Raw genomic sequence first — 25,211 nt, 5'->3', positions numbered from 1 at the left:
CGCGTGCGGTGGTGTCCGGGGGGCGGGCCTCTACGGTCATCGGGTCGCCTCCGGAGCGGTCGTTGCCGTCGTTGCTGTCGTTGCCGTCGTCGCTGTCGTTGCCGTCGTTGCCGTCGTCGCTGTCGTTGCCGTCGCCGTGGAAGCCGGAGCGCCGGCCCCCGCGAAATGGCAGGCGGCGGTGCGCGAGCCGCCCCGGGGCCGCAGCTCGGGGCGTTCGGTGGCGCAGCGGCCGCGCTGGTCCGGGGTGCCCGCGGCGGCGAGGCCGCACCGCGGGGCGAAGGCGCACCCCGGGGCGGGAGCGAGCAGGGAGGGCGGGGAGCCGGGGATGGCCCGCAGCGGCTCGTCGTCGGCGTCGTCGAGCCGGGGCAGCGAGTCGAGCAGGCCCCGGGTGTAGGGATGCGCGGGGTCGGCGAACAGCTCGTCGACGCCCGCCTGTTCGGCGGCCCGGCCGCCGTACATGACCAGCACCTCGTGGGCGACGCGGGCGACCACCCCCAGGTCGTGGGTGATCATCACCACTCCGAGGCCGCGCTCCTGCTGGAGCCGGGCGATGAGCTCCAGGATCTGCGCCTGGACGGTCACGTCGAGGGCCGTGGTGGGTTCGTCGGCGATCAGCAGGTCGGGTTCGCAGGCCAGGGCCATGGCGATCATCGCGCGCTGGCGCATGCCGCCGGAGAACTGGTGCGGGTACTCCCCCGCGCGCCGGGCCGGCTCCGGGATGCCGACCTCGCCGAGCATGTCGACGGCCCGCTTGCGCGCGGCGGCCCGCCCGGCCTTGAAGTGCACGCGGAAGTGCTCGGCGATCTGCTCGCCGACCGTGTAATAGGGGTGCAGGCTGGACAGCGGGTCCTGGAAGATCATGGCCATCTTGCGGCCGCGCAGCCGGGACAGCCGCTTCTCGGACATGCCCGTGAGCTCCTGCCCGGCGAGCGCGATGGAGCCGCCCACCTCGGCGCCCCGGTGCAGGCCCATGACCGCGAGCGAGGTGACGGACTTGCCCGATCCGGATTCACCGACGATGCCGAGGGTGCGCCCGGCTTCGACGGTGAAGCCGAGCGAGTCGACGGCCCGTACGGGTCCGCGCGGGGTGGCGAAGGTGACGTGCAGGTCGCGCACTTCGAGCAGCGGGGCGTCGGGGACGACGGCCATCAGTACCTCACCCTCGGGTCGATGACGGCGTACAGGAGGTCGACGACGAGGTTGGCGACGACGATGAAGAAGGCGGCGAGCAGCGTGACCCCGAGGACCACGGGCTGGTCCGAGCTGACCAGCGCCCCGTAGAACAGCCGCCCGATGCCCGGGAGTCCGAAGATGGACTCGGTGATGACGGCGCCGGCGAGCAGCCCGCCGAGGTCCATGCCGAAGATGGTGAGGATCGGGGTCATCCCGGAGCGCAGGCCGTGCTTGACGACGACCGTGCGCTCGGGCATGCCCTTGGCGCGGGCGGTACGGATGTACGGCTCGGCCATCGCCTCGATCATCGAGCCGCGGCTCTGGCGGGCGTACATGGCCGCGTACAGCAGGGCGAGCGCGGTCCAGGGCAGCAGCAGGTTGGCTGCCCAGGAGAGCGGGTCGTCGGTGAAGGCCTGGTAGGTCGGGTAGGGCAGGAGCCCGGCGACCCGGATGACCCCGTAGATGAGCATGACGGAGGTGAAGTAGACGGGCAGTGAGGCGGCGGCGACCGCGCCGACCATCAGGGCCTTGTCGGTGGCGGTGTCCTTGCGCAGGGCGGCGGTGACCCCGGCGCCGAGGCCGAGGAGCAGCCACAAGGCCGCGGCGCCGACGGCGAGGGAGGCGGAGACCGGGAGGCGGTCCATCAGCAGGTCCCACACGGGCAGGGAGTTCTCGTACGAGTAGCCCAGGCAGGGGAAGTCGCACTGGACGGCGTACTGGCCGGTGCCCAGGGTGCGGCCGGTGAAGATGCCGGTCAGGAAGTCGGCGAACTGCCGCCAGATGGGCTGGTCCAGGCCCAGGTACGCCCGCACGTCGGCCAGCCGTTCGGCGCTGCAGGTCTTGCCGCAGGCGGCCGCGGCCGGGTCGGTGGGCAGGACGTAGAAGATGAGGAAGGTGACGGCGGCGATGGCGAGCAGGACGCCCGCGAGGGCGAGCAGCCGGCGCGCGAGGTAGAGGATCAACTGCGGCCGCCCCTCGGGTCGAGGATGTCGCGCAGGGCGTCGCCGAGCAGGGTGAAGGCGAGTACCGCGAGGAAGAGGAAGGTGCTCGGAATGACGAAGTACATGGGGTCGGTCTCGTAGAAGGCGACGGACTCGGCGATCATCTGGCCCCAGGACGGGGTCGGCGGGCGGACGCCCACGCCGAGGTAGCTGAGCGCGGCCTCGGTGCTGATCATGCCGGGGATGAGCAGGGTGGTGTAGGCGATGACCGGGCCCGAGACGCCCGGGAGGATGTCGCGGGTCAGGATCCGCCAGGGTCCGGCGCCGCCGACGCGGGCGGCGTCCACGTACTCGCGGTGTTTGAGGGAGAGGGTCTGGCCGCGGACGACGCGGGCGACGCCGGGCCAGCCGAAGACGCCGATGACGGCGGTCATCAGCACGATGCGGTTGACGTCCTTGGCCACCGACAGCATCGCGATCATGAAGATGAGGGAGGGGAAGGACATGGTCAGGTCCATGAGGCGGGACAGGAGCGTGTCGGTGCGCCCGCCGAAGTAGCCGGCGGCGATCCCGGCGGCGGTGCCGGCGACGACGACGATGGCGGTCGCGGCGAAGGCGATGAGGAGGGAGACCTGGGCGCCGTGGACGACGCGGGCGAACAGGTCGCGGCCGGTGACGGGTTCGACGCCGAGCCAGTGCTCGGGGCTGATCCCGCCGAGCGAGCCGAGGGGCTGGCCGCCGAGGTAGGGGTCGATGGCGCTCTTGTCGAACTCCTCGGGGGACCAGCCGCCGAGGGCGCCCAGCCAGGGGGCGGTGGCGGCCATCAGGACGAAGAGGAGGACGACGCCGAGGCTGACGCGGACGGCGGGGCGGCGGCGGAGCTCGCGCCGGGCGAGCTGCCAGGGGCTGCTGCCGGTGGCGGCCGCCGCGGCGGTGGCGTCCTCGGCGGCGCCGGGGGCCGGGGGCAGGCCCGGAGCCGGGACCGGGGCCTTGGCCTTGGCGGCCTCGCCTCCGGCTCCGGGTGCGGTGGTGGTCATGGTGTCGGGGTCCGTGTCCCTCAGCCCTGGCTCTTCGAGGGGTCCTTGAGACCGACGGTCGCGTAGTCGATGGTGCCGGTCCACACGGGGTGGCCGTAGGCGCCGGCGATGTTGGGGCCGACGAGCAGCGGCTTGCGCTCCAGGAGCACCGGGACGGCCGGGGACTTCTTCATGATCTCGGCGTCGAGGTCGATCCAGGCCTGGTTGGCCTGCTTGGCGTCGGCCATGGCGTTGATCTCGTCGATCCGCTTCATGGTGGCCTCGTCGCGGAACTGGCTGTTGTTGCCCTGGTTTCCCTTCTCCTTGATGGTGCGTCCGTCGAAGACGAAGGGGATCCAGGTGGAGCCGGAGGGGTAGTCGGGACACCAGCCGGAGAGCGTCATGTCGGGGGTGGTGGAGAGGTCGCCGATCACGTCGTAGTACGCGCCCGGGTCGATGGTGTCGACGACGACCTCGATGCCGGCGCGGGAGAGGCCCTGCTGAATGGCCTCGGCCTTGCCCTTGTCCCCGGTGGAGACGGCGAGGGAGACCTTGAGGGACTCCTTGCCGGCGGCCTTGAGGAGCTCCTTGGCCCTGGCCGGGTCGCCCGCCGGGGCGATCTTGAGGGTGTCGGCCTGCTTGCCGCCGGAGAGCGCCGGGGGCAGGTAGGCGGTGGCGACCTCGTTGAGGGCCGGACCGCCGCCCGCGGTGATCACCGCCTCCTTGTCGACGGCGTACTGCATGGCCTCGCGGACCTTGGGATCGTTGAAGGGCGCCCGGGAGTTGTTGAGGTAGAGCATCTCGGTGCAGCCCTGGGACTCGGCGAGCATGCGCGCCTTGACCTCCGGCTTGGGCAGCACCTTGGGGGCGCTCTCGGGGCGCATGTCCATGTACTGGACGGCCGAGGCGTCGGCTCCCTCGCCGGCGATGATCCGGTCGTCGATCTGGCCGCCCTTGAGTCCCATGACCACGACGAACTTGTCGGGGTAGGCCTTCCTGACGGTGTCGGTCTTCGGGTCCCAGTGCTCGTTGCGGACGAGGACGAGCTTCTTGTCGCGGTCGTACGACTCGATCCTGTACGGGCCGGAGGAGAACGGCCGGGCGTCGTACTGGGTGCCCTTCTCCTGGGCCTGCGGGACCGGGGCGAAGGTGGGGAGGGTGGCGGTGGCGGAGAACTCGGCTACAGGACGCTTCAGTTCGAAGACGATCGTGCGGTCGTCGGGGGTCTTGACCGAGTCGAGGTGCTGACCTTGGAGCGGGCCCTTGTAGCCCTCGCCGCCGGCCAGGTACTGGGCGGCGTAGTCGGGGCCGCCGGTCAGGTCGGGGGCGAAGGAGCGCTCGACGTTGTACTTGACGTCCTGCGCCTTGATGGGCGAGCCGTCCTCGTACTTCACGCCCTCCTTGAGGGTGAACGTCCAGGTCTTGCCGCCGTTGGAGGGGGTGCCGAGGTCGGTGGCGAGGTCCGGGACGAGCTCGCTGCCGGCCTTGCCGGGCTCGGCCTTGAAGGTGACGAGGGTGCGGTAGAGGAGGCGGGTGCCGAAGTCCATGGCCGGCATGACCCAGTTGCGGGCGGGGTCGAGGTGGGAGAAGTCCTGGTTGGACAGGACGGTCAGGGTCCCGCCCTTGACCGGGGTGCCGCCGAGGACCTTGCCCTCGTTGGCGGCGGCGGGGTTGCTCGCGCCGGCACCCGCGGAGCCCTTCTTGGGGTCGGAGCATCCCGAGGCACCGAGTGCGAGTGCCGCCACGAGGGTGGTGGCGAGGGCGAGTTGGGTGCGCTTGGTCATGGGTCACTCCAGTGAAGGGCCGCGCTCTATGATGTGACCGGTAACATAGTAATGTGAAATTGCACTGACAAGAGGTTGGTGTCGCCGTTATCCAGCCGTGTCCAAATCCGGCCCACCGAAGGCGGGTTGGGGACGCGGGGCACGGCCGGGGGGCGGGGGCGACCAGGAGGCGCGCGGCCGGCCGGAGGAGCGGGCCGGGCATCAGAGTGCGGCGAGCAGCTCCGGGAGCTTGCGCATGTCGTCGAAGACGATGGTGCCGGGGCCTTCCAGCCGCCCGGCGGGGGTCGGGCCACCGGAGTAGCCGAACGCGCGCATGCCGGCCGCCCTGGCCGCCCGGACGCCGGGTCCGCTGTCTTCGACCACCGCGCACACCTCCGGGTCGAAGCCCATCTTCCGGGCGGCGTACAGGAAGAGGTCCGGGGCGGGCTTGCCCCGCGAGACCTCGCTCGCACTGTGGATGCGGCCCTCGAAGTGGCCGTAGAGGCCGGTGCGCCCCAGCGTGTGCCGCATCTTCTCGTGCGAGCCGCTGGATGCCACGCAGGTCGGCAGGGTGATCGCGGCGAGCGCCTCGGGCAACCCCGCCACCGGCTCCAGCCCGAGGTCGACCGCCTCCCGGTGCCGTTCGATCAGCAGCTTCCACCAGAGCCCGGCCGTCCGCGCGCCGAGCCGCTCGGCGATCTGTCCGACGATCGCCTCCTTCGCGCGCCCGATGAAACGCTCGACCACCTCGTCCTCGGTCAGCGGCCAGCCCAACTCGGCGCCGAGCTCCACCTGGAGGCGCACCGCGAGGCGTTCGGTGTCGACGAGGACACCGTCGCAGTCGAATATCACGAGTTCTATCGGCTTGATCATTCCCGCAGGGTAGGCGATGGGGCGGCCGGGGACACCCCCATGTGATCCACACCTCTTCATTCGAAATATTCTGGCGCAGCCCGTATGTCGTCTTGCAATCTTCGACATGGACAAGATGAGATTCGGTCCACCATGTGCCAGGAAGGGAAGGCCCCATGACCAGCCAGCGCCCCGGGCTGTACGAGATGCTCGACGACCGGTTCCGTACCGGACGGTGCATGAACGGTGACGACGCGCTCGAAGTCCTGTACACCGGCTGCCGCTGGGCCGAGGGGCCGGTCTACCTGCCCGCCTGGCGCCAGGTGGTCTGGAGCGACATCCCCAACGACCGGATGCTGCGCTGGGACGAGGAGACGGGCGCCGTGGGCGTCTTCCGCCACGCCGCCGGCAACACCAACGGCAACACCCTCGACCGCCAGGGCCGGCTGATCACCTGCGAGCAGGGCAACCGCCGTGTCACGCGCACCGAACACGACGGCACCGTCACCGTGTTGGCGGACCGCTGGAACGGCAAGCGCCTGAACAGCCCGAACGACGCGGCGGTGAAGTCCGACGGTTCGATCTGGTTCTCCGACCCGGACTTCGGCATCACCAGCGACTACGAGGGCCACCGCGCGCAGAGCGAGATCGGCGCCAACAACGTGTACCGCATCGATCCGGCCACCGGGGCGGTGCGGCTGGTCGCGGACGGGTTCGGCGCGCCGAACGGCCTGGTCTTCTCCCTCGACGAGCGGCAGCTGTTCGTCTCGGACACCCGGGCGGGCTTCATCCGGGTCTTCGACGTCCGCGACGACGGCACGCTGTCAGAGGGCGGGGTCTTCGCCGAAGCGGTGCCCGGCAAGGCCCGCTTCGACAACCTCCGCTTCGACGACGGCGGCCGGCTCTGGGCCGCCGCGATGGACGACGGGGTGCACTGCTACGACCCCGACGGCACCCTGATCGGACGGCTCGGCGTCCCCGAGACGGTCTCCAACATCGCCTTCGGCGGCGCCAAGCGCAACCGCCTCTTCATCACCGCGGAGACCAGCCTCTACTCGGTGGTCATGGGCGTCACCGGCACGCACCCGACCGGCCCGGGGCGCCGCCGCTGGCTCGACGCCTGAGCCCCCGCGGCGCGGGTGCCGGCCCCGGCCGGCGGGTCAGCTCGTCAGACGGAAGTGAACGACGGTGGTGTCATCGGCCGACTTGATGTCCGGGTAGTGGAACCGCAGCCTGTCGTGCAGCTCGGCAAGATCGCGGAACCCGTCGGCGATGGCGTCCGCCTCGGCAACCGCTTGGGAAGTGATACGGGTGATCAGCGCAGCGCGCTGTCGGACCCTGCGGACTGCTCCCCCCAGACATAGGCGTGGGGCAGAAGGTCGGAGATCGTGACACTGCGAATGCCGCCGGCCACCGGCACGAGGACGCGGATGCCCGGGTGGTGGTCCAGCAGGACCTGCCGGTCCCGGCCGCACGGCGCGAGCACGCCGCGCCCCGTGTCACCGACGGCAACGATCGTCGCCAGGTCGCGTGCTCCCGCGGCGCGCGCATGCCCGAGCGCCACCAACTCCGCGCAAGGTCCGCCCGTGAAGTGATAGAGGTTGATGCCACCGAACATCCGGCCCTGCGCGTCTCGCACGGCTGCCCCGACGGTGTGCACCTCACCGTCACCGTTGGCCTCGACAATGCGCCGGGCGAACTCGACCAGCTCCAGATCTTCTTCCGTCGGCAGATGCCTCGTGCTGTCCATCCCGCAGACACTACTCACACACGTCCCCGAGCCGTGCAACCCGGTGAAGGTGCACGGTCACCGCTAGGGGGTGCCCGAGCCGAGGCCTCCGGGGGTGCGGCCCACCGGTTCGTCACGGCCCTGGGCCCAGAGGGAGCGGACGTGGCCGAGGTGGCGGACCATGCAGGCTTGGGCCGCCTCCGCGTCGCCGGCGATCATCAGGTCCAGCAGCTCGATGTGCTCCTCGGCGGAGGAGACCAGCTTTCCGGCCTCGTCCAGGCCCGTCAGTCCGTACAGCCGCGAGCGCTTGCGCAGGTCCCCGACCGTCTCGACCAGGCGGTCGTTGCCCGCCAGGGCCAGCAGGGAGAGGTGGAAGCGGCGGTCCGCCTCCAGGTAGCCGATGAGGTTGTGCTCGCGGGCGCTGGTGACGATCTCCTCGGCGATGGGGCGCAGCTCCTCCAGCTGCTCCGCCGTGGCGATCTTCGCGATCCGGCCGATGGTCGGAACCTCGATCATCGTGCGCAGTTCGGTGTACTGGTCCAGGTCCCGCTCGCTGACCTCGGTGATCCGGAAGCCCTTGTTGCGGACGGGTTCCACCAGGCCCTCGCGGGCCAGGTCGAGCATCGCCTCGCGGACCGGTGTGGCGGAGACCCCGAGCTCGGCGGCGAGGCCGGGCGCCGAGTAGACGCTGCCGGGGCGCAGTTCACCCGCTATCAGGGCTGCTCGAAGGGCGTGGCCGACCTGGTCGCGGAGCCGTTCCTGGGCCTTGATGAGGCTGTGCTGCTTCAGGTCACCCATTGCTTTTCCTCCGAACCGGCTTTGCACCACCGAGTGCAGGGGAACAGCGTACAATGTCACGTTGCGCTTGATCCCCGAGTGGTGGCACCTCCGGCGGCGCGATACATCGCCACCGCCACAGCGAGATCTTCCCAGGCCATGCCCACGCTCTTGAAGAGCTGTGGACAACCCGGCTCGCCGGCCGCCGGCATCCGGCCCGCCACCAGGTCGGCCAGGGTGCCGTTGATATGACCGGGGCCGATCGCCCCCTCCGCCTCCGGCACCAGCAGATCCCCCGCCTCGCGCAGGGCCGCCGCCCGCGACTCCACGTACACGGCGGCCCGCCGCACCAGGGCGGTGTCCGTCTCCCGGGCGTCCGGCTCGTGCGATCCGACCGCCACCACCGTCGCCCCCGGGGCCACCAGCCGCCCGTCGAAGAGGGGTTCGCGGGCCGTCGTGCAGCAGAGCACCAGGTCCGCGTCGGCCACGTCCGCCGGGGCGCCCGTACGGGCCGGCACCCCCAGGGCCCGGGCGTGCTCCGCCAGCTTCCGCGCGGCCACCGGGTCACGGCCGACGACCACCACCCCCGCCAGGTCCCGTACGTGCCGCACCGCTTCGAGGTGTCCGTAGGCCTGCGGCCCGGCGCCGAAGAGCACCAGCCGCAGGGCCCGCCCGGCCGGAGCCAGGTACCGCAAGGCCAGCGCCGAGACCGCCGGGGTGCGCAGCGCGGTCAGCGCCGCCCCGTCGAACAGGGCCAGCGGGCACAGCGTCGGCCCGTCCAGCAGGAGGTACGAGCCGGTGATGCGGGGGAGCCCGAGGGCCGGGTTGCCGGGCGCCACCCCGGCGATCTTCACCCCGGCGTACGCCCCTTCCGCGGCCGGCATCAGCAGCAGCTCGCCCCCGCCCGGCACCGCCACCGCCGAGCGCCGCGGGCAGGACTCCGGGTCCAGCCCGGCCCGCAGTGCGCCGGCCAGCGCGTCGGCGGCCGCGGCCGGGGTCAGCAGCGCGGTCGTCTCCGCCGCCTCGAACTGCGGGATCACAGCAGGAATCCCGTGCCGAGGGCATCCTGCGGATCGCGGAAGAAGGCGTGCTCTCCGGTGCGGTACGCCGTGCCGGTGACCTCCGTGACCAGGCCGTCGGGGGAACCCGCCGGCACCACCCGCCCCGTGAACACCGTGCCCACCACCGACTCGTGGAGCAGGTCCTCCCCCGCCCCGATCCGGCCGTCCTCCGCGAGCAGCGCGAGGCGCGCCGAGGTCCCCGAGCCGCAGGGCGAGCGGTCGATCTGCCCGTCGGCGAACACGGTGACGTTGCGCTGGTGCGGCCCGAAGGGGGTGCCGGGCAGCTCCTCGTGGAGGATCACCCCGTAGACCCCCGAGAGCAGCGGCCCGCCGGGGTGCCAGGTGCCGGGGTGCGTGGCCAGCGCGGCCCGGATCTCCTGTCCGGCGCGGACGAGTTCGGGCAGCGCGGCCCGCGTCACCTCCAGGCCGAGGTCCCGGGCGGCGACGGAGGCGTAGCAGGCCCCGGCGTGCGCGATGTCCACCTCCGCCAGGCCCAGCGTGGTCGCCACCGGCACCTTGCGGGCGCCGACCCGGGCCGGGACGTTGCGGAAGGTGACCCCGGTGGTGCGGCCGCCGGCGCGGTGCACGGTCGCGGCGACCCGCCCCGACGGCACGTCGATCCGCACCCGTACGTCCCCGTCGTCGGGCGCGGCGACCCGGCCGGTGTCCACGGCCCAGGCGCCGAGGGCCATCGTGCCGTGGCCGCAGGCGGTGGAGTAGCCGTCCTTGTGCCAGAACAGCACCCCGAAGTGGGCCCCGTCGTCGTCCGGGGGCACGACGAACCCGCCGTACATCCCGGCGTGCCCGCGCGGCTCCTGCACGAGGAAGCGCCGTACGTCGTCCAGGGGGCTGCGGCGCGGAGCCGTCCCGGAGCCCCCTGGGCCGATCGCGGTGGCGCAGCGCTCGGCGACGGTGTCCCCGGGTGCGGGCGGCAGGCCGGCCCCGGAGGTGTCGACGATCCGGAAGGGCTCGCCGGCGGTGTGGTAGTCCGCGGTGCGTACGGCGGCCGCCTCGGCGCTCACAGCAGGAATCCCGCGGGGAAAGGGTCGGACGGGTCGAGGAAGTACTGGGCGGTGCCGGTGATCCAGGCCCGGCCGGTGACGGTGGGGACGACGGCCGGGAAACCGCCGACGGTGGTCTCCCCGATCAGCCGGCCGGTGAACTCCGTCCCGATGAAGGACTCGTTGACGAAGTCCGTGCCCAGGGCGAGGCGGCTGCGGGCGTGCAGCTGCGCCATCCGCGCACTGGTGCCCGTTCCGCACGGCGAGCGGTCGAACCAGCCCGGGTGGATGGCCATGGCGTGCCGGGAGCGGCGGGCGTCGGAGCCGGGGGCGGCGAGGTAGACGTGCTTGACCCCGGCGATGGCTGGGTTCTCGGGGTGGACGGGCCGGTCGCCGGAGGCGTTGACGGCGTCCATGACGGCGAGTCCGGCGGCGAGCAGGTCGTCCCCGCGCTCCCGGTCGAAGGGGAGCCCGAGGGCGTCGAGTTCGACGAAGGCGTAGAAGTTCCCTCCGTAGGCGAGGTCGTAGGTGACCGTGCCGAAGCCGGGGACCTCGGCCTTCAGGTCGAGTCCGGCGCAGAAGGAGGGGACGTTGGTCAGGGTGACGGCGGTGGCCGCCCCGTCCTCGACGCGGACGTCCACGCTCACCAGCCCGGCCGGGGTGTCGAGCCGCACGGTGGTGACCGGCTCGACGACCTCGACCATGCCCGTCTCGACCAGGACGGTGGCGACGCCGATGGTCCCGTGCCCGCACATCGGGAGCAGGCCCGACACCTCGATGTAGAGCACGCCGAAGTCGGCGTCGGGGCGGGTGGGGGGCTGGAGGATGGCGCCGCTCATCGCGGAGTGCCCGCGCGGCTCGTACATGAGCAGGGTCCGGACGTGGTCCAGGTGCTCGATGAAGTGGAGCCGTTTCTCGGCCATCGTGGCGCCGGGGATCACCCCGACGCCCCCGGTGATCACCCGGGTCGGCATGCCCTCGGTGTGCGAGTCCACCGCGTGGTAGATGTGGCGCGTACGCATTCCGGCTTCCCTCGGATGTCAGTTGTGGCCCTCGGCGAGGGCCTTCTCGGTGGCGGCGCGGACGGCCGCCTCGGTCTCCCCGGTGAGGGGGAAGCGGGGCGGACGGGTGGCGCCCCCGGGTCGTCCCGCGAGGTCCATGGAGAGCTTGATGGCCTGGACGAACTCGGTCTTGGAGTCCCAGCGCAGCAGCGAGTGCAGGGATTTGTACAGCGGCAGCGCGGTGGCGACGTCCCCGGCGACGGCGGCCCGGTAGAGCTCGGCGCAGGAGCGCGGCAGGGCGTTGGGGTAGCCGGCGATCCAGCCGACCGCGCCCGCGAGGGCGAGTTCGAGCAGGACGTCGTCGGCACCGATGAGCAGGTCGAGTCCCGGGGCGAGTTCGGCGATCTCGTAGGCGCGGCGGACGTCCCCGCTGAACTCCTTGACGGCGACGATGCTGCCGTCGCCGTGCAGGCGGGCGAGCAGGCCGGGGGTCAGGTCCACCTTGGTGTCGATGGGGTTGTTGTACGCGACGACGGGCAGCCCGGCTCGGGCGACGTCGGCGTAGTGGGCGCGTACGGTCGCCTCGTCGGCCCGGAACGCGTTGGGGGGCAGCAGGAGTACGGAACCGGCCCCGGCCTCGGCGGCCTGGTCGGCCCAGCGGCGGGCCTCGGCGCTGCCGTACGCGGCGACGCCGGGCATGACGCGGGCGCCGTCGCCGGCCGCCTCGACGGCGGTGCGGACCACGCGGGCCCGCTCCTCGTCGGTGAGGGTCTGGTACTCCCCGAGGGAGCCGTTGGGGACCACGCCGTCGCAGCCGTTGGCGATGAGCCAGGCCACGTGCTCGGCGTAGGCGTCGTGGTCGACGGTGAGGTCCTCGCGCAGGGGCAGCGTGGTGGCGACCATGATGCCGTGCCAGGGGCGGGTGCGGGTGTCCGTACCGGTGGTGGGCGCGGGGGTGTGCGCGTCGGTCATGAGAGAGCTCCCTAGAGTGGTGTGTGACATTTTACTAGTGGGTGCGAGTCGGCCACAAGGGTCCGGGCCGTCCGATCGGTCCGCCCGATCAGGCGTCCGCCGGGGGCAGTTCGGCGAGGTGGCGCAGCGGGACCGGGCAGGACAGGGGCCGCCGGTCGGGCGCGGGCCCGTCGCCGGCCAGGGCGGCGACGGCCGGTCCGCACATGCGGCCCTGGCACCAGCCCATTCCGGCGCGGGTGAGGAGCTTGACCGTACGGGCGTCCCGCGCACCGAGGCCGGAGACGGCCTCGCGGATCCGGCCGGCCGGGACCTCCTCGCAGCGGCACACGTCGGTGTCCTCGCGGAGCCAGCCGGTCCATCCCTCGGCGGGGCGGTGGGCGGCGCCCATCGCCCCGGCGAAGGCGCGCAGGCGGGCGCGGCGCCGGGTCAGGGCGGCGGGCGCGGGCGGCCCGCCGGCGGCGGAGCGGGCGGCGGAGCGGGCGGCGACCGAGTGAGCGGCGATCTCCCCTTCGATGAGGGCCAGTTGGGCGCCGCCGATGCCGCCGGTCTCGCCCGCGGACCAGATCCCGGGAACGGAGGTCCGCTGCTCGGCGTCGAGCGCGAGGGCGACGGTGCCGTCGGCGGCCGGCCGCGTGGCGCAGCCGAGGCCGGCCGCCAGCTCCAGCTGGGGGACGAGCCCGTGGCCCACGGCGAGGGCGTCGCACGGGATCCGGCGGGCGGTGCCGGGCACGGGACGCCACTCCCGGTCCAGGCGGGCCACGGTGACGGCCTCGACCCGGTCTTCGCCGTGCGCCTCGGTCACGGCGTGCCGGGTGAGGAGGCGGATGCGGCGGCGCAGCAGGGCGCTGCCGTGGGCGGCTCCTTCGGCCAGCTTGCCGGGGTTGCGGAGCAGGGCGGGGACGTGGCCGGCGTACGCGGTGTACGCGGCGGCCTCCACCACGGCCGGCACCCGGGCCCCGGCGGCCGCGAGGGACCCCGCGACGGCGAGCAGCAGCGGGCCGCTCCCGGCGACGACGACGCGCCGGCCCGGCAGTACGAGCCCGCTCTTGAGCATGGCCTGCGCCCCGCCGGCCCCGACCACCCCGGGGAGGGTCCAGCCGGGGAAGGGCAGTTGCCGCTCGTAGGAGCCGGTGGCGAGGAGCACGGCCCGCGCGTGCACGGTGGCGGCCTCCTCGTCGGGACCGGTGCCGGCGACGGCGTGCAGGGTCCAGCCGCCCCGGCCGTCCGGGACCACCGTCCAGACGTGGTGGGACGGGAGGTGGGTGATGCGGCCGGCCGACCGGTGGGCCCGGAGGGCGGCCTCGCGCTCGGCGAAGGCGGACCACCCGTGGTGCAGGGCTTCGGGGCGCGCGGCCCCGAGCTCCGGCGCGGGGTGGCGGTAGTACTGGCCGCCGGCGCGCTCCCCCGCGTCGAGGAGGGTGACCCGGAGCCCGAGGCCGGCGGCGGTGACCGCGGCGGCGAGCCCGGCGGGGCCGGCGCCGACGACGGCGAGATCAGTTGCCGGGTTCGGCTTCGGCATGGCCCGTTCCCTCCTGGGTGGTGACGGTGTCCCCGGGACGGGCGGGGACGAGGCAGGCGCGCTGGTTCGGGCGGCCGTTGACGGTGACGAGGCAGTCGTGGCAGCTGCCGATCCCGCAGAACGCCCCGCGCGGGGCGCCTCCGTGGCGGGTGGTCCGCCATGCGAGGATCCCGGCGCCCCAGAGCACCGCGGCGATGCTCTGGCCCGCTTGCGCGGTGAGCTCGCGGCCGTCGAAGCGCAGGACGTACGTCGCCTGCGGCGCACCGCCGACGAGGCTGCGCGGGGTCTGGCTCATCGGGGGTCCTCCGCGAAGCGGTCCGGGCGGAACGGGTCCAGGGACAGCGGGGGTCGCTCCCCCGCCAGGGTGGCTGCGACCAGGATGCCGGTGGCCGGGGCCAGGCCGATGCCGGCCCCCTCGTGGCCGCAGGCGTGCAGCAGGCCCGGGAGGCGGGGGTCCGGGCCGATCGCCGGGAGGTGGTCCGGGAGGTAGGGGCGGAAGCCGTGGTAGGTACGGAGCACCCGGGCGTCCGCCAGGAAGGGGAAGAGGGCGGCGGCCTGCGTCGCCAGGCGGCGCAGCGCCTCCACCGAGAGCGAGCGGTCGAAACCGACCCGCTCGCGGGTCGCCCCGATCAGCACCGGCCCCGCCGGCGTCCCCTCGACCACCGCCGAGGACTGGAGCGCCGCCGAACCGCTCGCCACGTCGGAGATGTAGTCCGCGGCGTAGACCTTGTGCCGCACCAGCGGTGGCAGCGGCTCCGTCACCAGGACGAACCCGCGGCGCGGGAGCACCGGCAGGGTGACCCCGGCCAGTTCCGCGATGCGCCCGCCCCAGGTTCCGGCCGCGTTCACCACCGCCGGCGCGAGGAGTTCGCCGCCGCGCGTGCGCACCCCGCGCACACCCGCCGGCCCGGTCAGGATCTGCGTCACTTCCTCCCCCAGGTGCACCGAGGCCCCCGAGGCGGCCAGCAGTCGCGCCGCCGCCTGGGCCGGCTGGACCTGGGCGTCCTGCGGGTACAGGAATCCGCCGACCGGACCGCGGGCCAGATGGGGCTCCAGCTCGCGGAGTTCGCCGGCCCCCGCCTCGACGGCTTCGACCCCGGCTCCGCGCTGGCCTTCGGCGAAGTCCCGCAGCGCCTTGAGCGAAGCCTCGTCCGGGGCGACGACGAGTCCGCCCTTGGCCTCGTACTCGATCTCCCGCGGGAGGACGGCGGCGAGTTCTCGCCACAGGCCGGCCGACAGCAGGGCCAGGTCGAGCTCCGGGCCCGCCTCCTTGTCGGAGACGAGCAGGTTGCCCTCCCCGGCTCCCGTCGTGCCGCCCGCGACGGGACCGCGGTCGACGACGGCCACGGAGAGTCCGGAGCGGGCCGCGTAGTACGCGATCGCGGCTCCGACGACGCCGGCTCCGATGATCACGACGTCCAGGGGATGTCTCTTGGGCACGACAGTAATATGTCACATTCTTCAGTGGGTTCCCAGGTGCCTGGGGCGCCTGGTGCCGAGTGCCTGGTGCCGAGTGTCCGGCTTGCGGCGGCCGGTCCCGCCCCCCGTTGCCGAAGGGACCGGCCGCCGGCGCCGGATCAGCTGCGCAGCGGACCCTCGCAGCTGTAGCTCGACGTGCCCGCCTTGTGGTCGGTCCAGACCTCCACGGGGCCGAAGGAGCAGTTCATGTCGGCCAGGTTGTTGGAGGCCGCGCCCGCCCGGTCGAGGATGAAGTAGTCGACCGTCTCCGACATGTCCTTGAAGTTCTGGTCGTCGCTGCGCCAGTTCTTCAGGTTCGAGGTGATCCGGCCGGTGCAGGTGAACCGCCGCTTGCCCGGGTCCCCGTTCTCCACGCAGTCCGGGGTGTTGTACGTGGCGGTCGCGAAGGCCGACTTCACGGATCCCAGCGCCGCGTCCCGCAGCTGGCCGTTGGGGGTGAAGCTGGTGTTCGGCACGTACAGCTGGTCGACCTTGGCGATCTGCGCGTCCAGGAAGCGGTCGTAGTCGCGCTGGAGGTAGGCGTCCGAGCCCATCCGGTGGCGCCAGGCGTCGTACCCGGCCACGTCGTTGGCCCGCAGGTGGGTGTACATCTCGCGCAGCAGCGAGGGCTTCTCGGTCCACAGGAACTCGAAGAAGGTGCCCGCGTAGTTGTAGAAGCGGAAGCCGTCGCCGTCGTACGTGGCGTTGAGCAGCTGCTCGACCGACATGCGCGGACCGCCGCCGGCCGTGTCGGCGATGATGCCCTTGACCAGGGACTTGCGGACGGCGATGCCGTTGTCGCGGGTGGCGCCGTCGAAGAACTCGGCCGTGCCCTCGTCCATGGCGGTCGTGCGGTCGCCCTCGTACCAGGGACCCTCGCCGAAGAACCCGGGGACGGCGAACCGGCCGTTGAGGTAGTGCGTGTACTCGTGCCGGAAGAGCTCTTCGAGGGTGAGGGAGGAGTCCTGCGGGACGCGGCGCTGGTAGGTGTAGAAGGTGGCGCCGTTCTCGATGTACATGCCGCCGTTCTCGGTGCCGTACCCGTACAGCATCGTCTGGTAGGTCACGTAGTCGGCGCGGGAGGCGTACAGCACGATGTTCAGCGTGGTGTTGGGGTCGCCGGCCAGCGGCTGGTCGGTCCCCACGACCCGGTGGAACTGCGTCTTGACCTGCTTGCTCGCGTAGTAGAGCTGGTCGACGGTGGCCCGGTCGAGGGCCGTGCGGACCTTGATGCCGCCGTTGTCGTAGGTGTACGTGTTCGGGAAGAGCATCTTCTCGATGTCCTCCTTGCACACCCCGTACTGCTTGCACGCGTTGTAGGTGTTCAGCCAGGAGACGATCTTGGCCCAGGGCTCGCTGCCCGCGCCCCAGGCGGCCTTGACCGGCTCCAGGAGGCCGCCGAGGTCGGCGGACGTCTGGTCCTGGAGGCCCTCGATCTGGCCGAAGCGGCCGTACTCGCCCAGCGCGTCGCGGACGACCCACGCGTTGGCGGTGCCCTTGAGGTGGGTGTGGCCCGCGAAGGCCTTGAAGGCGGCCCGGTAGGCGGGGTCGGCCTTGGCCGCGGCGTGGAAGGCGGCGTCCTGGTTGCCCGGGTACACGCCGAGGTAGTTGACGGTGAGGGCGGCGAGGGCCGCGCCGCCCCAGTTCGCGTCCGCGCTGGTGGCGGGGTGCGAGGCGTCCAGGGTGGCCAGGACCTTCTTGATCAGTCCGAGCTGGGTCTGGCGCATGCCGGGGCCGGTGGCGTAGAGGGCCTCGCGCAGGGTCCGGGCGTTGGAGGCGGTGGCGTCGAAGGTGCGGGCCGCGTTGCCGAAGTCGGTGACGGCGCGGCTCATGGCGTCGGCGGTCGCGGCGTCCGTGAGGTCGATCTCCTCGCGCGAGAAGTCGTGGTAGACGGCCGCGTGCAGGTACGTGAACATCTCCTCCAGGTGCGAGGAGTTGCGGCCGTCGTGGGCGGCGGCCAGGCCGGATATCCGGCGGGCGACGGCCTGGACGTGCGCGTCGTCCATGACGGGTGCGAGGCGGGCGTCCCAGGTCCAGACGAGCCCGCGCATACAGCCGTCGGCGGTGACGGCCGGGTCGGCGAGGAAGTCGGCGAACTGCTCCGGGCCGAGGCCCGTGATCCCGTCGAGGGTGCAGGGGACGCCCGCGGCGACGCTGCGCGCGGTGGGCGCGGCCTGGGGCGCGGCGGCGCGCTCGCGGCTCTTGTCGGCGCCCCCGGCGGGGCGGGCGGCGGGGGCGGCGGCCGGGGCCGCCCCGGGGACACGGCCGTCGGCGGCCAGCCCGCCGGGAGCCTGGCCCGTCGCCGGCACGGCCTCCTTGGGCTGGGCGAGGTGGTCGACCTCGTCGAACGGGTTCGCGCCGGGAGCGCCGGAGGTGAAGGTGCCGGGCACGGCGGCCGGGGCGGGCGCGGCGGCGGGAGCCCGGTCCGCGGTCTGGGAGACGGCCTGGCCGGCGGAGGCGAGGAGCGTCACCGCGACGGCGGCGGAGAGGAGGGACGTACGCACAGCTCTGTGCTGGGACACCAAGAACTCCTGGTTGGGAGGGGAGGTGGGGGAAGTGGTGCGCGAAGACGTGAAATGTCTGAACTGCCCTGCGTCACCCGGCGTTTGACGGGGATTAACGTGCCGCAGTGTGAGCTGTAACATAGTAATGTGAAATTGCACTGACAAGCCCTGTGCGCCCACCAGTTCGCATCTTCTTGAGGGAGCCCCGATGACCGACACCCCCTCCCGCCTCAACATCGGCAGCCACGACCTGCCGGTGTCACCGGAGTTGTCCCGCTTCATGGCCGCCGACTGGGCGCCGTCCCCCCTGCCCGACGCGGCACGGGTCTCCGCGTACGAGGTCACACCGGCCCGGCGCGAGCGGCTCTCGGCGCGCTTCCCGGGCGAGCGGCTGATCATCCCGGCGGGCGAGCTCAAGGTCCGCACCAACGACTGCGACCACCGCTTCCGCCCGCACAGCGCGTACGCCTGGCTGACCGGACTGACCGGCGAGGACCAGGTGGGCCACGTCCTGGTGCTGGAGCCCTCGGGACCGCGGGGCCACGAGCCCGTGCTGTACCTGCGCCCCCGCTCACCCCGCTCGGGCGGCAGCGAGGAGTTCTACCGGGACCGCCGCTACGGGGAGTTCTGGGTCGGCCGCCGCCCCGACCTGGCCGAGGCCGAGCGCCTGACCGGCCTGCGCTGCGCCCACCTGGACGAACTGGGAGCCCCGGCGGGCCGCAACGCCGCCACCGACACCGAACTGGCCGCCGCCCTGTCCGAGTTGCGCCTGGTGAAGGACGCCTGGGAGGTCGGGCAGCTCCAGCTCGCCGTCGACCACACCGCCGCCGGTTTCGAGGACGTCGTACGGGCGCTTCCGCGCGCTCTCGCGCACCCGCGCGGCGAGCGGTGGATCGAGGGGGTCTTCGGCCTGCGCGCGAGGGCGGAGGGCAACGGCACGGGGTACGACACGATCGCGGCCTCGGGCGCGCACGCGTGCGTCCTGCACTGGATCCGCAACGACGGCCGGCTCGACCGCGGCGATCTGCTGCTGCTGGACGCGGGCGTGGAGACCGACAGCCTCTACACGGCGGACATCACGCGCACCCTGCCGCTGTCGGGACGGTTCTCCCCGGTCCAGCGGCAGGTGTACGAACTGGTGCTGGCGGCGCAGGACGCGGGCATCGCGGCGCTGCGACCGGGCGCGAGCTTCCGGGACTTCCACCGGGCCGGGATGCGGGTGATCGCGGAAGGGCTGGCGGAGTGGGGCGTCCTGAAGGACGCGCGCGGCGATCTGCACCGGCGGTACACGCTGTGCAGCAGCGGGCACATGCTGGGCCTGGACGTCCACGACTGCGCGAAGGCGCGCGCGGAGACCTACCTGGACGGGGTCCTGGAGGAGGGACAGGTCCTGACGGTCGAGCCGGGCCTGTACCTCCAGCCGGACGACGAGACCCTGCCGCCGGAGCTGCGGGGCATCGGTGTGCGCATCGAGGACGACCTGGTCGTCACGGCAGAGGGCGCCCGGCTGATGTCGGGCGCCCTGCCCCGCACGGTCGCGGGGATCGAGGAGTGGATGGGGGCTCTGCTGGAGAGCGGGCAGAGCCGGTAGGGCCGGAGGATCAGTGGCCGGCGGTCCCGTCAGTGGCCGCCGCCACCGCCACCGCCGCCTCCTCCGCCGCCGTTGCCCCCGCCGCCTCCGCCGTTGCCGCCGCCTCCGCCGCCGTTGCCTCCGCCGCCGTTGCCGCCGCCACCGTCGCCGCCCCCGCCTCCGCCGTAGCCGCCCCCGCCTCCGCCGTCGTGGCCGCCGCCACCGCCGTCGCCTCCGCCGCCGCCCCCGTAGCCTCCGCCGCCACCGCCGTCATGGCCGCCCCCGCCGTCGCCACCGCGGCCGGATCCGTTGCCGTTCCAGCCGTTGTCGTGGTTGCCGCTCCAGTTGTTGTCGCCCCGGCTGTCATGGTTGGAGCGGTTGTCGTTCCACCGGCCGTTGTTCCAGTTGTCGTTCCAATTGGCGTTGTTGTGGCGGCCGTTGTTCCACGAGTCGTTGTCCCAGCACCAGCTGGGCCGGTCGTTCCAGTTGTGCCAGCGGGAGGGGTCGCAGCAGTCACGCCAGTTGCTGTTCCCGCGCCAGTCGTCGGAGCACCATCCCGAGTTGTTCTGCTGCGTCTGAGGCAGACCTGCGGCAACCGCTCCGCCGACAGGCATCAGGCCGAGCGCGACGCCCGCGGCTCCTGCCACGATCGTCGCGGTGATGACACGGCGCATGACCATGCACCTCCGAAGATTGAGACATTCCTTACAAAAAGGTCATTCCCACCCTCACTCCTCCTCGGCCCGCTGTCAAAGGCACCTGGTCAGTGCCGGGGCAACCGGAACTAGGCCGTACTGAGTACGGCGATACCGTCCAGTTCGACCAGAGCGGGCTCGTCCCAGAGCCGGACGACCCCGATGACCGCCATCGCCGGGTAGTCGCGGCCGGCCAGCCGGCGCCAGATGCGACCGAGTTCGGGTGCGTGGACGCGGTACGCCTCCACGTCGACCGTGTACACGGTCACCCGGGCCAGGTCCGCCGGTGTCCCGCCGGACGCGGCGAGGGCCGCCAGCAGGTTGCCCAGCGCGCGTTCGAACTGCTCGGGCAGGGTCTCCCCCACCACCTTGCCCTCGGTGTCGAGCGCGGTCTGGCCCGCCAGGAAGACGAGCCGGGTGCCGCTCGCGGCCACGGCGTGCGAGAAGCCCGTCGCCGGGGAGAGCCCCGCCGGATTGATCCGCTCCAGACTCACCGGTAGAGCTCCTTCGCGATGATGGTGCGCTGGACCTCGCTGGCGCCCTCGTAGATCCTCGGTGCCCGGACCTCCCGGTACAGGTGCTCCAGCAGGTGGCCCCGCTGGAGGGCGACGGCCCCGTGCAGCTGGACCGCGTGGTCCACCACGTACTGGGCGGTCTCCGTCGCGAGCAGTTTCGCCATCGCCGACCGGCGCGGGACGTCCGGCGAACCGGAGTCGTACGCCCCCGCCGCCGCGTAGACCAGGAGCCGGGCGGCCTCGGTGCGGGTGGCCATCTCCGCCACCCGGTGGCCCACCGCCTGGAGGTCGCCCAGTACGCCGCCGAAGGCGCGGCGCGCCGCCGTGTGCGCCAGGGTCGCGTCCAGGGCGGCCCGGGCCATGCCGACGGCGAAGGCGCCCACGCTCGGCCGGAACCGGTTCAGGGTGTCCATCGCCACGCGGAAGCCCCGGCCGGGCTCCCCGAGCAGGTCCTGCGGGCCGACCGGGACCCCGTCGAAGGACAGCCGGCCGATCGGATGCGGGGAGAGCATGTCCAGGGGCTCGCCGGAGAGCCCGGGCCGGTCGGCCGGGACCAGGAAGGCGGTGACCCCCTTGGCGGCCGGGCCCTCGCCCGTGCGGGCGAACACCGTGTAGAAGTCCGCCTCGGGGGCGTTGGAGATCCAGCACTTCTCCCCGCTGAGCCGCCAGCCGCCGCCACCGGGCTCCCCGCCCCCGTCCCGTACGGCCTCCAGCGCCAGCGCCGCCGCGTCCGAGCCGGCCCCCGGCTCGCTCAGCGCGAAGGCCGCCACCGCCCGCCCGGCCCGTACCTCCGGCAGCCAGCGCTCCCGCTGCTCCGGCGTACCCGAGGCGAGCACCGGATGCGCCCCCAGGCCTTGCAGGGCGAGGGCCGTCTCCGCCTCCGTGCACCCGTACGCGAGGGATTCGCGCAGCAGGCACAGCTCCAGCGCCCCCGAGGTGAAGACCCGCTCCAGCAGGCCCAGCTCGCCCAGCGCCGCGAGCAGCGGGCGGTTGACCCGCCCCGGCTCCCCCTTGTCGGCGAGCGGGCGCAGCCGGTCCGCCGCCAGCGCGCGCAGTTGCCCGCACCACTCCTCTTGTTCCGCCCCGAGCGCGAATCCGGTCATCCGAACATCCCCGCTTCTATCGCGTCCTGTTGACTGCCGTCACCATCACGATACGCTCGTAGCGCACTCGCACGGCCCGCTCCGCCACTTCGGCCCCTCACCCGGGGAGCCGCTGTCGTTGCAAGGGGGCGAACCCGCCTTGGAGCTCAAGCCTTCCGCCCACGCCGACACCTTCGCGCGCGACCATCTGCCGCCGCCGCACGCCTGGCCGCGGCTCCTCTTCGAGCTCCCCGAACTGGCCTACCCGGACCGGCTCAACTGCGGCGCGGAGCTGCTCGACGCCACCATCGAGCGGTTCGGTCCCGACCGCCCCGCCTTCCGCAGCGGCACCGGCGAGGTGTGGTCGTACGCGGGCCTGCGCAGACGCGTCGACCGCATCGCCCACGTGCTCACGGCCGACCTCGGCGTGGTCCCGGGCAACCGGGTCCTCCTGCGCGGCCCGACCGGCCCCTGGCTCGCCGCCTGCTGGCTCGCGGTGATGAAGGCGGGCGCGGTGGCGGTGACCGTGCTCGCCCAGCAGCGGGCGCAGGAGCTGGCCACGGTCTGCGCGATGGCCCGGGTGCGGCACGCGCTGTGCCACGTGGACGTGCTGGACGACCTGGCCAAGGCGGAGGTGCCCGGCCTGCGGATCACCCCGTACGGCGGGGAGGACGCGGACGATCTGCTGCGGCTGGCCGACCGGCACACGGCGCCGTTCCCCGCCGTGGAGACCTCCGCCGACGACGTGGCCCTGATCGCCTTCACCTCGGGCACCACGGGCCGCCCCAAGGGCTGCATGCACTTCCACCGCGATCTGCTCTCGGTCGCCGACACCTTCTCCCACAACGTGCTGCGCCCCCGCCCCGACGACGTCTTCGCGGGCAGTCCGCCGCTCGGCTTCACCTTCGGGCTCGGCGGCCTGGTCGTCTTCCCGCTGCGCGCCGGGGCCTCCGCGCTGCTGCTCGACCAGGCGGTCCCGCGCCGGCTGCTGCCGGCCCTCGCGCAGCACCGGGTCTCGGTGCTGTTCACCGCGCCGACCGCGTACCGGGCGATGCTGGACGAGCTGGGCCCGGACCAGGTGGGCCCGTACGACCTGTCCGCGCTGCGCCGCTGCGTCTCGGCGGGCGAGAACCTCCCGGCGGCCACCTGGCAGGCCTGGTACGAGCGCACCGGACTGCGGATCATCAACGGCATCGGCGCCACCGAACTGCTGCACATCTTCATCTCCGCGGCCGACGAGGACATCCGCCCGGGGACGACCGGCCGCGTGGTGCCGGGCTGGCAGGCCCGGGTGGTGGACGCCTCCGGGCGGCCGGTCGCGGACAACGAGCCGGGGCTGCTGGCGGTGCGCGGCCCGGTGGGCTGCCGCTATCTGGCGGATCCGCGGCAGGAGGAGTACGTCCGGGACGGCTGGAACCTGACCGGGGACACCTACGTCCGCGATCCGGAGGGCTACTTCCGGTACGTCGCCCGGGCCGACGACATGATCGTCTCGGCGGGTTACAACATCGCGGGCCCGGAGGTGGAGGAAGCCCTGCTGCGCCACCCGGACGTGGTGGAGGCGGCGGTGGTGGGGCGCCCGGACGAGCGGCGCGGGCAGATCGTGGTGGCGTACGCCGTCGCGCGGGCGGGCGCGCAGCTGGGCGAGGAGGAGCTGCGGGCGTTCATGCGGGCGGAGCTGGCCCCGTACAAGTGCCCGCGCGCCTTCGTCTTCCTGCCGGCCCTCCCCCGGACGGCGACGGGCAAACTGCAGCGGTTCCGGCTGCGCGACGCCGTGAACCCGCCCTGACCGGCAGGACGCCCGCAAGGGGTGTCCGGCCCCTAGAGTGATGCCGTGGTCGAGCAGCACACTCCGCGGTCTTTGATCGTGACGTTCTACGGCGCCTACGGGCGGTCCTTCGAGGGGCCGGTCCCGGTGTCCGCGCTGGTCCGCCTGCTGGGCGCGGCCGGTGTGGACGCCCCGTCGGTCCGCTCGTCGGTCTCCCGGCTGAAGCGGCGCGGCTTCCTGCTGCCCGGGCGCGCCGTGGACGGCTCGGCGGGGTACGAGCTCTCGGCCGAGGCCCGCCAGCTGCTGGACGACGGCGACCGGAGGATCTACGGGGAGCGGGGTGCCGAGCCCGCGGGGGAATGGCTGCTGGCGGTGTTCTCCGTACCGGAGCAGGAGCGGCACAAGCGGCACCTGCTGCGTTCGCGCCTCGCCCGCCTGGGCTTCGGCGCGGTGGCGCCGGGGGTGTGGATCGCCCCGGCCCACCTGTACGAGGAGACCGGGCACACCCTGGACCGGCTGCACCTGACGGCGTACGTGGAGCTGTTCCGCGGCGGCCACCTCGGCTTCGCCCCGACCGCCGAAGCCGTGGCCCGGTGGTGGGACCTGACCTCACTGGCCAAGCAGCACGAGGAGTTCCTGGACCTGCACGAGCCGGTGCTGCGCGCCCTGCAGACGGGCCCGGCCCCCACCGCGGAGGAGGCCTACCGCGGCTACCTGCTCGCCCTGGACAGCTGGCGGCGCCTGCCGTACGCCGACCCGGGGCTGCCGCGGGAACTGCTGCCCGCGGACTGGCCGGGCGACCGCGCGGCCGCGGTCTTCACCGACCTGCACGACCGGCTGCGGGACATCGGGGCGGGGTTCCTCGAACCCTGAGCCGCTCCGGCGGCCCTGAGCCGCACCGGCCGCCCTGCGCCCGGGGGGAAATCCCCGTGCGAGAGGGGACGGCCCGCCGCCATCATGAGCCATGACCTGGACCTTCACCCATGATCTGGCGGCCTTCCGGGCCGCGGCGGGCCCTGCCGTGGCCGCCGAGCCCGTGTCCAACACCACCCTGCTGACGGTGCTGGACGCGCTGGAGCGGCGCGGCCGGCACGCCTACGGGTCGGCCGAGCCGTTCTTCGGCTGGTGGACCGGGGCCGACGGGGGCGTCGCCGGCGCCCTGCTGTGCACCCCGCCGCACCCGCTGCTGATCGGGGCGCTGCCCGAGCGGGCCGTGCGCGGGCTGGCGACCGCCCTCGCCACCGAGCCGCTGCTCGCCGGGGTCGGGGCGCTGAACGCCCGGCGCCGCGACGCCGGGGCGCTGGCCGAGGCCTGGGGCAGGCCGAGCGAGGTCACCGTGGAGAGCCGGCTGTACCGGCTCGCCGGACTGCGTGCCCCGGACCCCGCCCCGCCCGGCCGGGCCCGGACCGCCACCGACGCCGATCTGCCGCTGCTGCTGGACTGGACCGGGGCGTTCAAGCGGGAGACCGGGCAGCCGGGCGGCCCTTCCGAGGCCGCCCTGCGCGACCGGCTCTCGTACGGGGGCGCGCTGCTGTGGGAGCACGGCGGGCGGCCGGTGGCCATGGCCGGGTTCTTCCGCGTGATCGGCCCGGCCTGCCGCGTCGGCCCGGTGTACACCCCGCCCGGGCTGCGCGGGCGCGGGTACGCGGCGGGGGTCACGCACGCGGTCAGCGGGGCGGCGTACGCGGCCGGCGCCTCGGAGGTGCTGCTCTTCACCGACCTGGCCAATGCGACCAGCAACGGCGTCTACCGGCGCCTGGGCTACGCCCCGGTGGAGGACCGGGTCGAGGTGGCCGCGCTGTGAGCCGTCCGGC

General features: G+C 73.4%; 23 protein-coding genes. 5 read left to right on the top strand and 18 right to left on the bottom strand.

The window, feature by feature from the left end:
* Window positions 1-36 precede the first annotated feature (36 nt).
* From ACFYXV_RS18320 to ACFYXV_RS18300, 5 genes are all read right to left on the bottom strand, one after another.
* Window positions 37-1,149, bottom strand: a complete 1,113-nt coding sequence (locus tag ACFYXV_RS18320) for an ABC transporter ATP-binding protein (RefSeq protein ID WP_389383446.1) — start codon at window positions 1,147-1,149, stop codon at window positions 37-39.
* A complete protein-coding gene (locus ACFYXV_RS18315) occupies window positions 1,149-2,135 on the bottom strand; it encodes an ABC transporter permease (RefSeq protein ID WP_385460619.1) in 987 nt (328 codons plus the stop codon). Before ACFYXV_RS18315 ends, ACFYXV_RS18320 begins: the two co-directional genes overlap by 1 nt.
* The gene (locus tag ACFYXV_RS18310; RefSeq protein ID WP_389383444.1) at window positions 2,132-3,151 is read right to left on the bottom strand and encodes an ABC transporter permease; all 1,020 of its coding nucleotides are present in this window, start codon (window positions 3,149-3,151) and stop codon (window positions 2,132-2,134) included. The genes ACFYXV_RS18315 and ACFYXV_RS18310 overlap by 4 nt, the downstream gene beginning before the upstream one ends.
* Before the next feature lie 20 nt (window positions 3,152-3,171).
* Window positions 3,172-4,914, bottom strand: coding sequence for an ABC transporter substrate-binding protein (locus tag ACFYXV_RS18305; protein WP_389383443.1), 1,743 nt, complete (start codon window positions 4,912-4,914; stop codon window positions 3,172-3,174).
* A 201-nt stretch (window positions 4,915-5,115) separates the two neighbouring features.
* Entirely contained in the window at window positions 5,116-5,766 is a 651-nt protein-coding gene (locus ACFYXV_RS18300) for an HAD family hydrolase (RefSeq protein WP_389383441.1), read from the bottom strand.
* Window positions 5,767-5,921: 155 nt separating this feature from the next.
* Between ACFYXV_RS18300 and ACFYXV_RS18295 the strand changes: the two genes are divergently transcribed.
* A complete protein-coding gene (locus ACFYXV_RS18295) occupies window positions 5,922-6,869 on the top strand; it encodes an SMP-30/gluconolactonase/LRE family protein (RefSeq protein WP_385460607.1) in 948 nt (315 codons plus the stop codon).
* A gap of 191 nt (window positions 6,870-7,060) precedes the next feature.
* Here the strand turns inward: ACFYXV_RS18295 and ACFYXV_RS18290 are convergent, their stop codons facing one another.
* The 10 genes from ACFYXV_RS18290 to ACFYXV_RS18245 form a co-directional block, all read right to left on the bottom strand.
* The gene (locus ACFYXV_RS18290) at window positions 7,061-7,495 is read right to left on the bottom strand and encodes a cytidine deaminase family protein (protein ID WP_385460604.1); all 435 of its coding nucleotides are present in this window, start codon (window positions 7,493-7,495) and stop codon (window positions 7,061-7,063) included.
* Between the two features lie 63 nt (window positions 7,496-7,558).
* Window positions 7,559-8,272, bottom strand: a complete 714-nt coding sequence (locus ACFYXV_RS18285) for a GntR family transcriptional regulator (protein WP_385460601.1) — start codon at window positions 8,270-8,272, stop codon at window positions 7,559-7,561.
* Window positions 8,273-8,328: 56 nt separating this feature from the next.
* A complete protein-coding gene (locus ACFYXV_RS18280; protein ID WP_389383440.1) occupies window positions 8,329-9,291 on the bottom strand; it encodes an ornithine cyclodeaminase family protein in 963 nt (320 codons plus the stop codon).
* Entirely contained in the window at window positions 9,288-10,334 is a 1,047-nt protein-coding gene (locus ACFYXV_RS18275) for a proline racemase family protein (RefSeq protein WP_389383439.1), read from the bottom strand. The genes ACFYXV_RS18280 and ACFYXV_RS18275 overlap by 4 nt, the downstream gene beginning before the upstream one ends.
* The gene (locus tag ACFYXV_RS18270; RefSeq protein WP_385460592.1) at window positions 10,331-11,335 is read right to left on the bottom strand and encodes a proline racemase family protein; all 1,005 of its coding nucleotides are present in this window, start codon (window positions 11,333-11,335) and stop codon (window positions 10,331-10,333) included. The genes ACFYXV_RS18275 and ACFYXV_RS18270 overlap by 4 nt, the downstream gene beginning before the upstream one ends.
* Before the next feature lie 18 nt (window positions 11,336-11,353).
* Window positions 11,354-12,286: a dihydrodipicolinate synthase family protein gene (locus tag ACFYXV_RS18265; RefSeq protein ID WP_385460589.1), complete on the bottom strand. Its 933-nt coding sequence runs from the start codon at window positions 12,284-12,286 to the stop codon at window positions 11,354-11,356.
* An 88-nt stretch (window positions 12,287-12,374) separates the two neighbouring features.
* Window positions 12,375-13,805 carry an FAD-dependent oxidoreductase gene (locus ACFYXV_RS18260; protein ID WP_389383438.1) on the bottom strand — a complete coding sequence of 477 codons (1,431 nt, stop codon included), beginning with the start codon at window positions 13,803-13,805 and terminating at the stop codon, window positions 12,375-12,377.
* Window positions 13,780-14,100: a (2Fe-2S)-binding protein gene (locus ACFYXV_RS18255; protein WP_385460583.1), complete on the bottom strand. Its 321-nt coding sequence runs from the start codon at window positions 14,098-14,100 to the stop codon at window positions 13,780-13,782. Before ACFYXV_RS18255 ends, ACFYXV_RS18260 begins: the two co-directional genes overlap by 26 nt.
* Window positions 14,097-15,245 carry an NAD(P)/FAD-dependent oxidoreductase gene (locus ACFYXV_RS18250; RefSeq protein WP_385460580.1) on the bottom strand — a complete coding sequence of 383 codons (1,149 nt, stop codon included), beginning with the start codon at window positions 15,243-15,245 and terminating at the stop codon, window positions 14,097-14,099. Before ACFYXV_RS18250 ends, ACFYXV_RS18255 begins: the two co-directional genes overlap by 4 nt.
* A 137-nt stretch (window positions 15,246-15,382) precedes the next feature.
* A complete protein-coding gene (locus ACFYXV_RS18245; protein ID WP_389383437.1) occupies window positions 15,383-17,785 on the bottom strand; it encodes a collagenase in 2,403 nt (800 codons plus the stop codon).
* Between the two features lie 190 nt (window positions 17,786-17,975).
* Here ACFYXV_RS18245 and ACFYXV_RS18240 point away from each other — a divergent pair, with 190 nt between their 5' ends.
* Window positions 17,976-19,358 (top strand): aminopeptidase P family protein, encoded by a 1,383-nt coding sequence (locus ACFYXV_RS18240; protein ID WP_389383436.1) that lies wholly within the window; start codon window positions 17,976-17,978, stop codon window positions 19,356-19,358.
* A gap of 29 nt (window positions 19,359-19,387) precedes the next feature.
* On the opposite strand, the gene ACFYXV_RS18235 is transcribed toward ACFYXV_RS18240, so the two are convergent.
* The 3 genes from ACFYXV_RS18235 to ACFYXV_RS18225 all read right to left on the bottom strand — a co-directional run bounded on the left by ACFYXV_RS18235 (window position 19,388) and on the right by ACFYXV_RS18225 (window position 21,650).
* Window positions 19,388-20,011: a hypothetical protein gene (locus ACFYXV_RS18235; protein ID WP_385460571.1), complete on the bottom strand. Its 624-nt coding sequence runs from the start codon at window positions 20,009-20,011 to the stop codon at window positions 19,388-19,390.
* A gap of 110 nt (window positions 20,012-20,121) precedes the next feature.
* The gene (locus ACFYXV_RS18230; protein WP_389383435.1) at window positions 20,122-20,526 is read right to left on the bottom strand and encodes a RidA family protein; all 405 of its coding nucleotides are present in this window, start codon (window positions 20,524-20,526) and stop codon (window positions 20,122-20,124) included.
* Window positions 20,523-21,650: an acyl-CoA dehydrogenase family protein gene (locus ACFYXV_RS18225; protein ID WP_389383434.1), complete on the bottom strand. Its 1,128-nt coding sequence runs from the start codon at window positions 21,648-21,650 to the stop codon at window positions 20,523-20,525. Before ACFYXV_RS18225 ends, ACFYXV_RS18230 begins: the two co-directional genes overlap by 4 nt.
* A 139-nt stretch (window positions 21,651-21,789) precedes the next feature.
* Between ACFYXV_RS18225 and ACFYXV_RS18220 the strand changes: the two genes are divergently transcribed.
* The 3 genes from ACFYXV_RS18220 to ACFYXV_RS18210 all read left to right on the top strand — a co-directional run bounded on the left by ACFYXV_RS18220 (window position 21,790) and on the right by ACFYXV_RS18210 (window position 25,201).
* Complete coding sequence (locus tag ACFYXV_RS18220) at window positions 21,790-23,418, top strand: AMP-binding protein (protein WP_389383433.1); 1,629 nt, start codon at window positions 21,790-21,792, stop codon at window positions 23,416-23,418.
* 45 nt (window positions 23,419-23,463) lie between these two features.
* A complete protein-coding gene (locus tag ACFYXV_RS18215; RefSeq protein ID WP_389383432.1) occupies window positions 23,464-24,270 on the top strand; it encodes a PaaX family transcriptional regulator C-terminal domain-containing protein in 807 nt (268 codons plus the stop codon).
* A 91-nt stretch (window positions 24,271-24,361) separates the two neighbouring features.
* A complete protein-coding gene (locus ACFYXV_RS18210; protein WP_389383430.1) occupies window positions 24,362-25,201 on the top strand; it encodes a GNAT family N-acetyltransferase in 840 nt (279 codons plus the stop codon).
* Window positions 25,202-25,211 lie beyond the last annotated feature (10 nt).

The sequence above is a fragment of the Streptomyces sp. NPDC002181 genome, from assembly GCF_042890485.1.
GTDB lineage: Bacteria > Actinomycetota > Actinomycetes > Streptomycetales > Streptomycetaceae > Streptomyces.
This window is presented reverse-complemented; position numbering and strand designations above follow the sequence as displayed.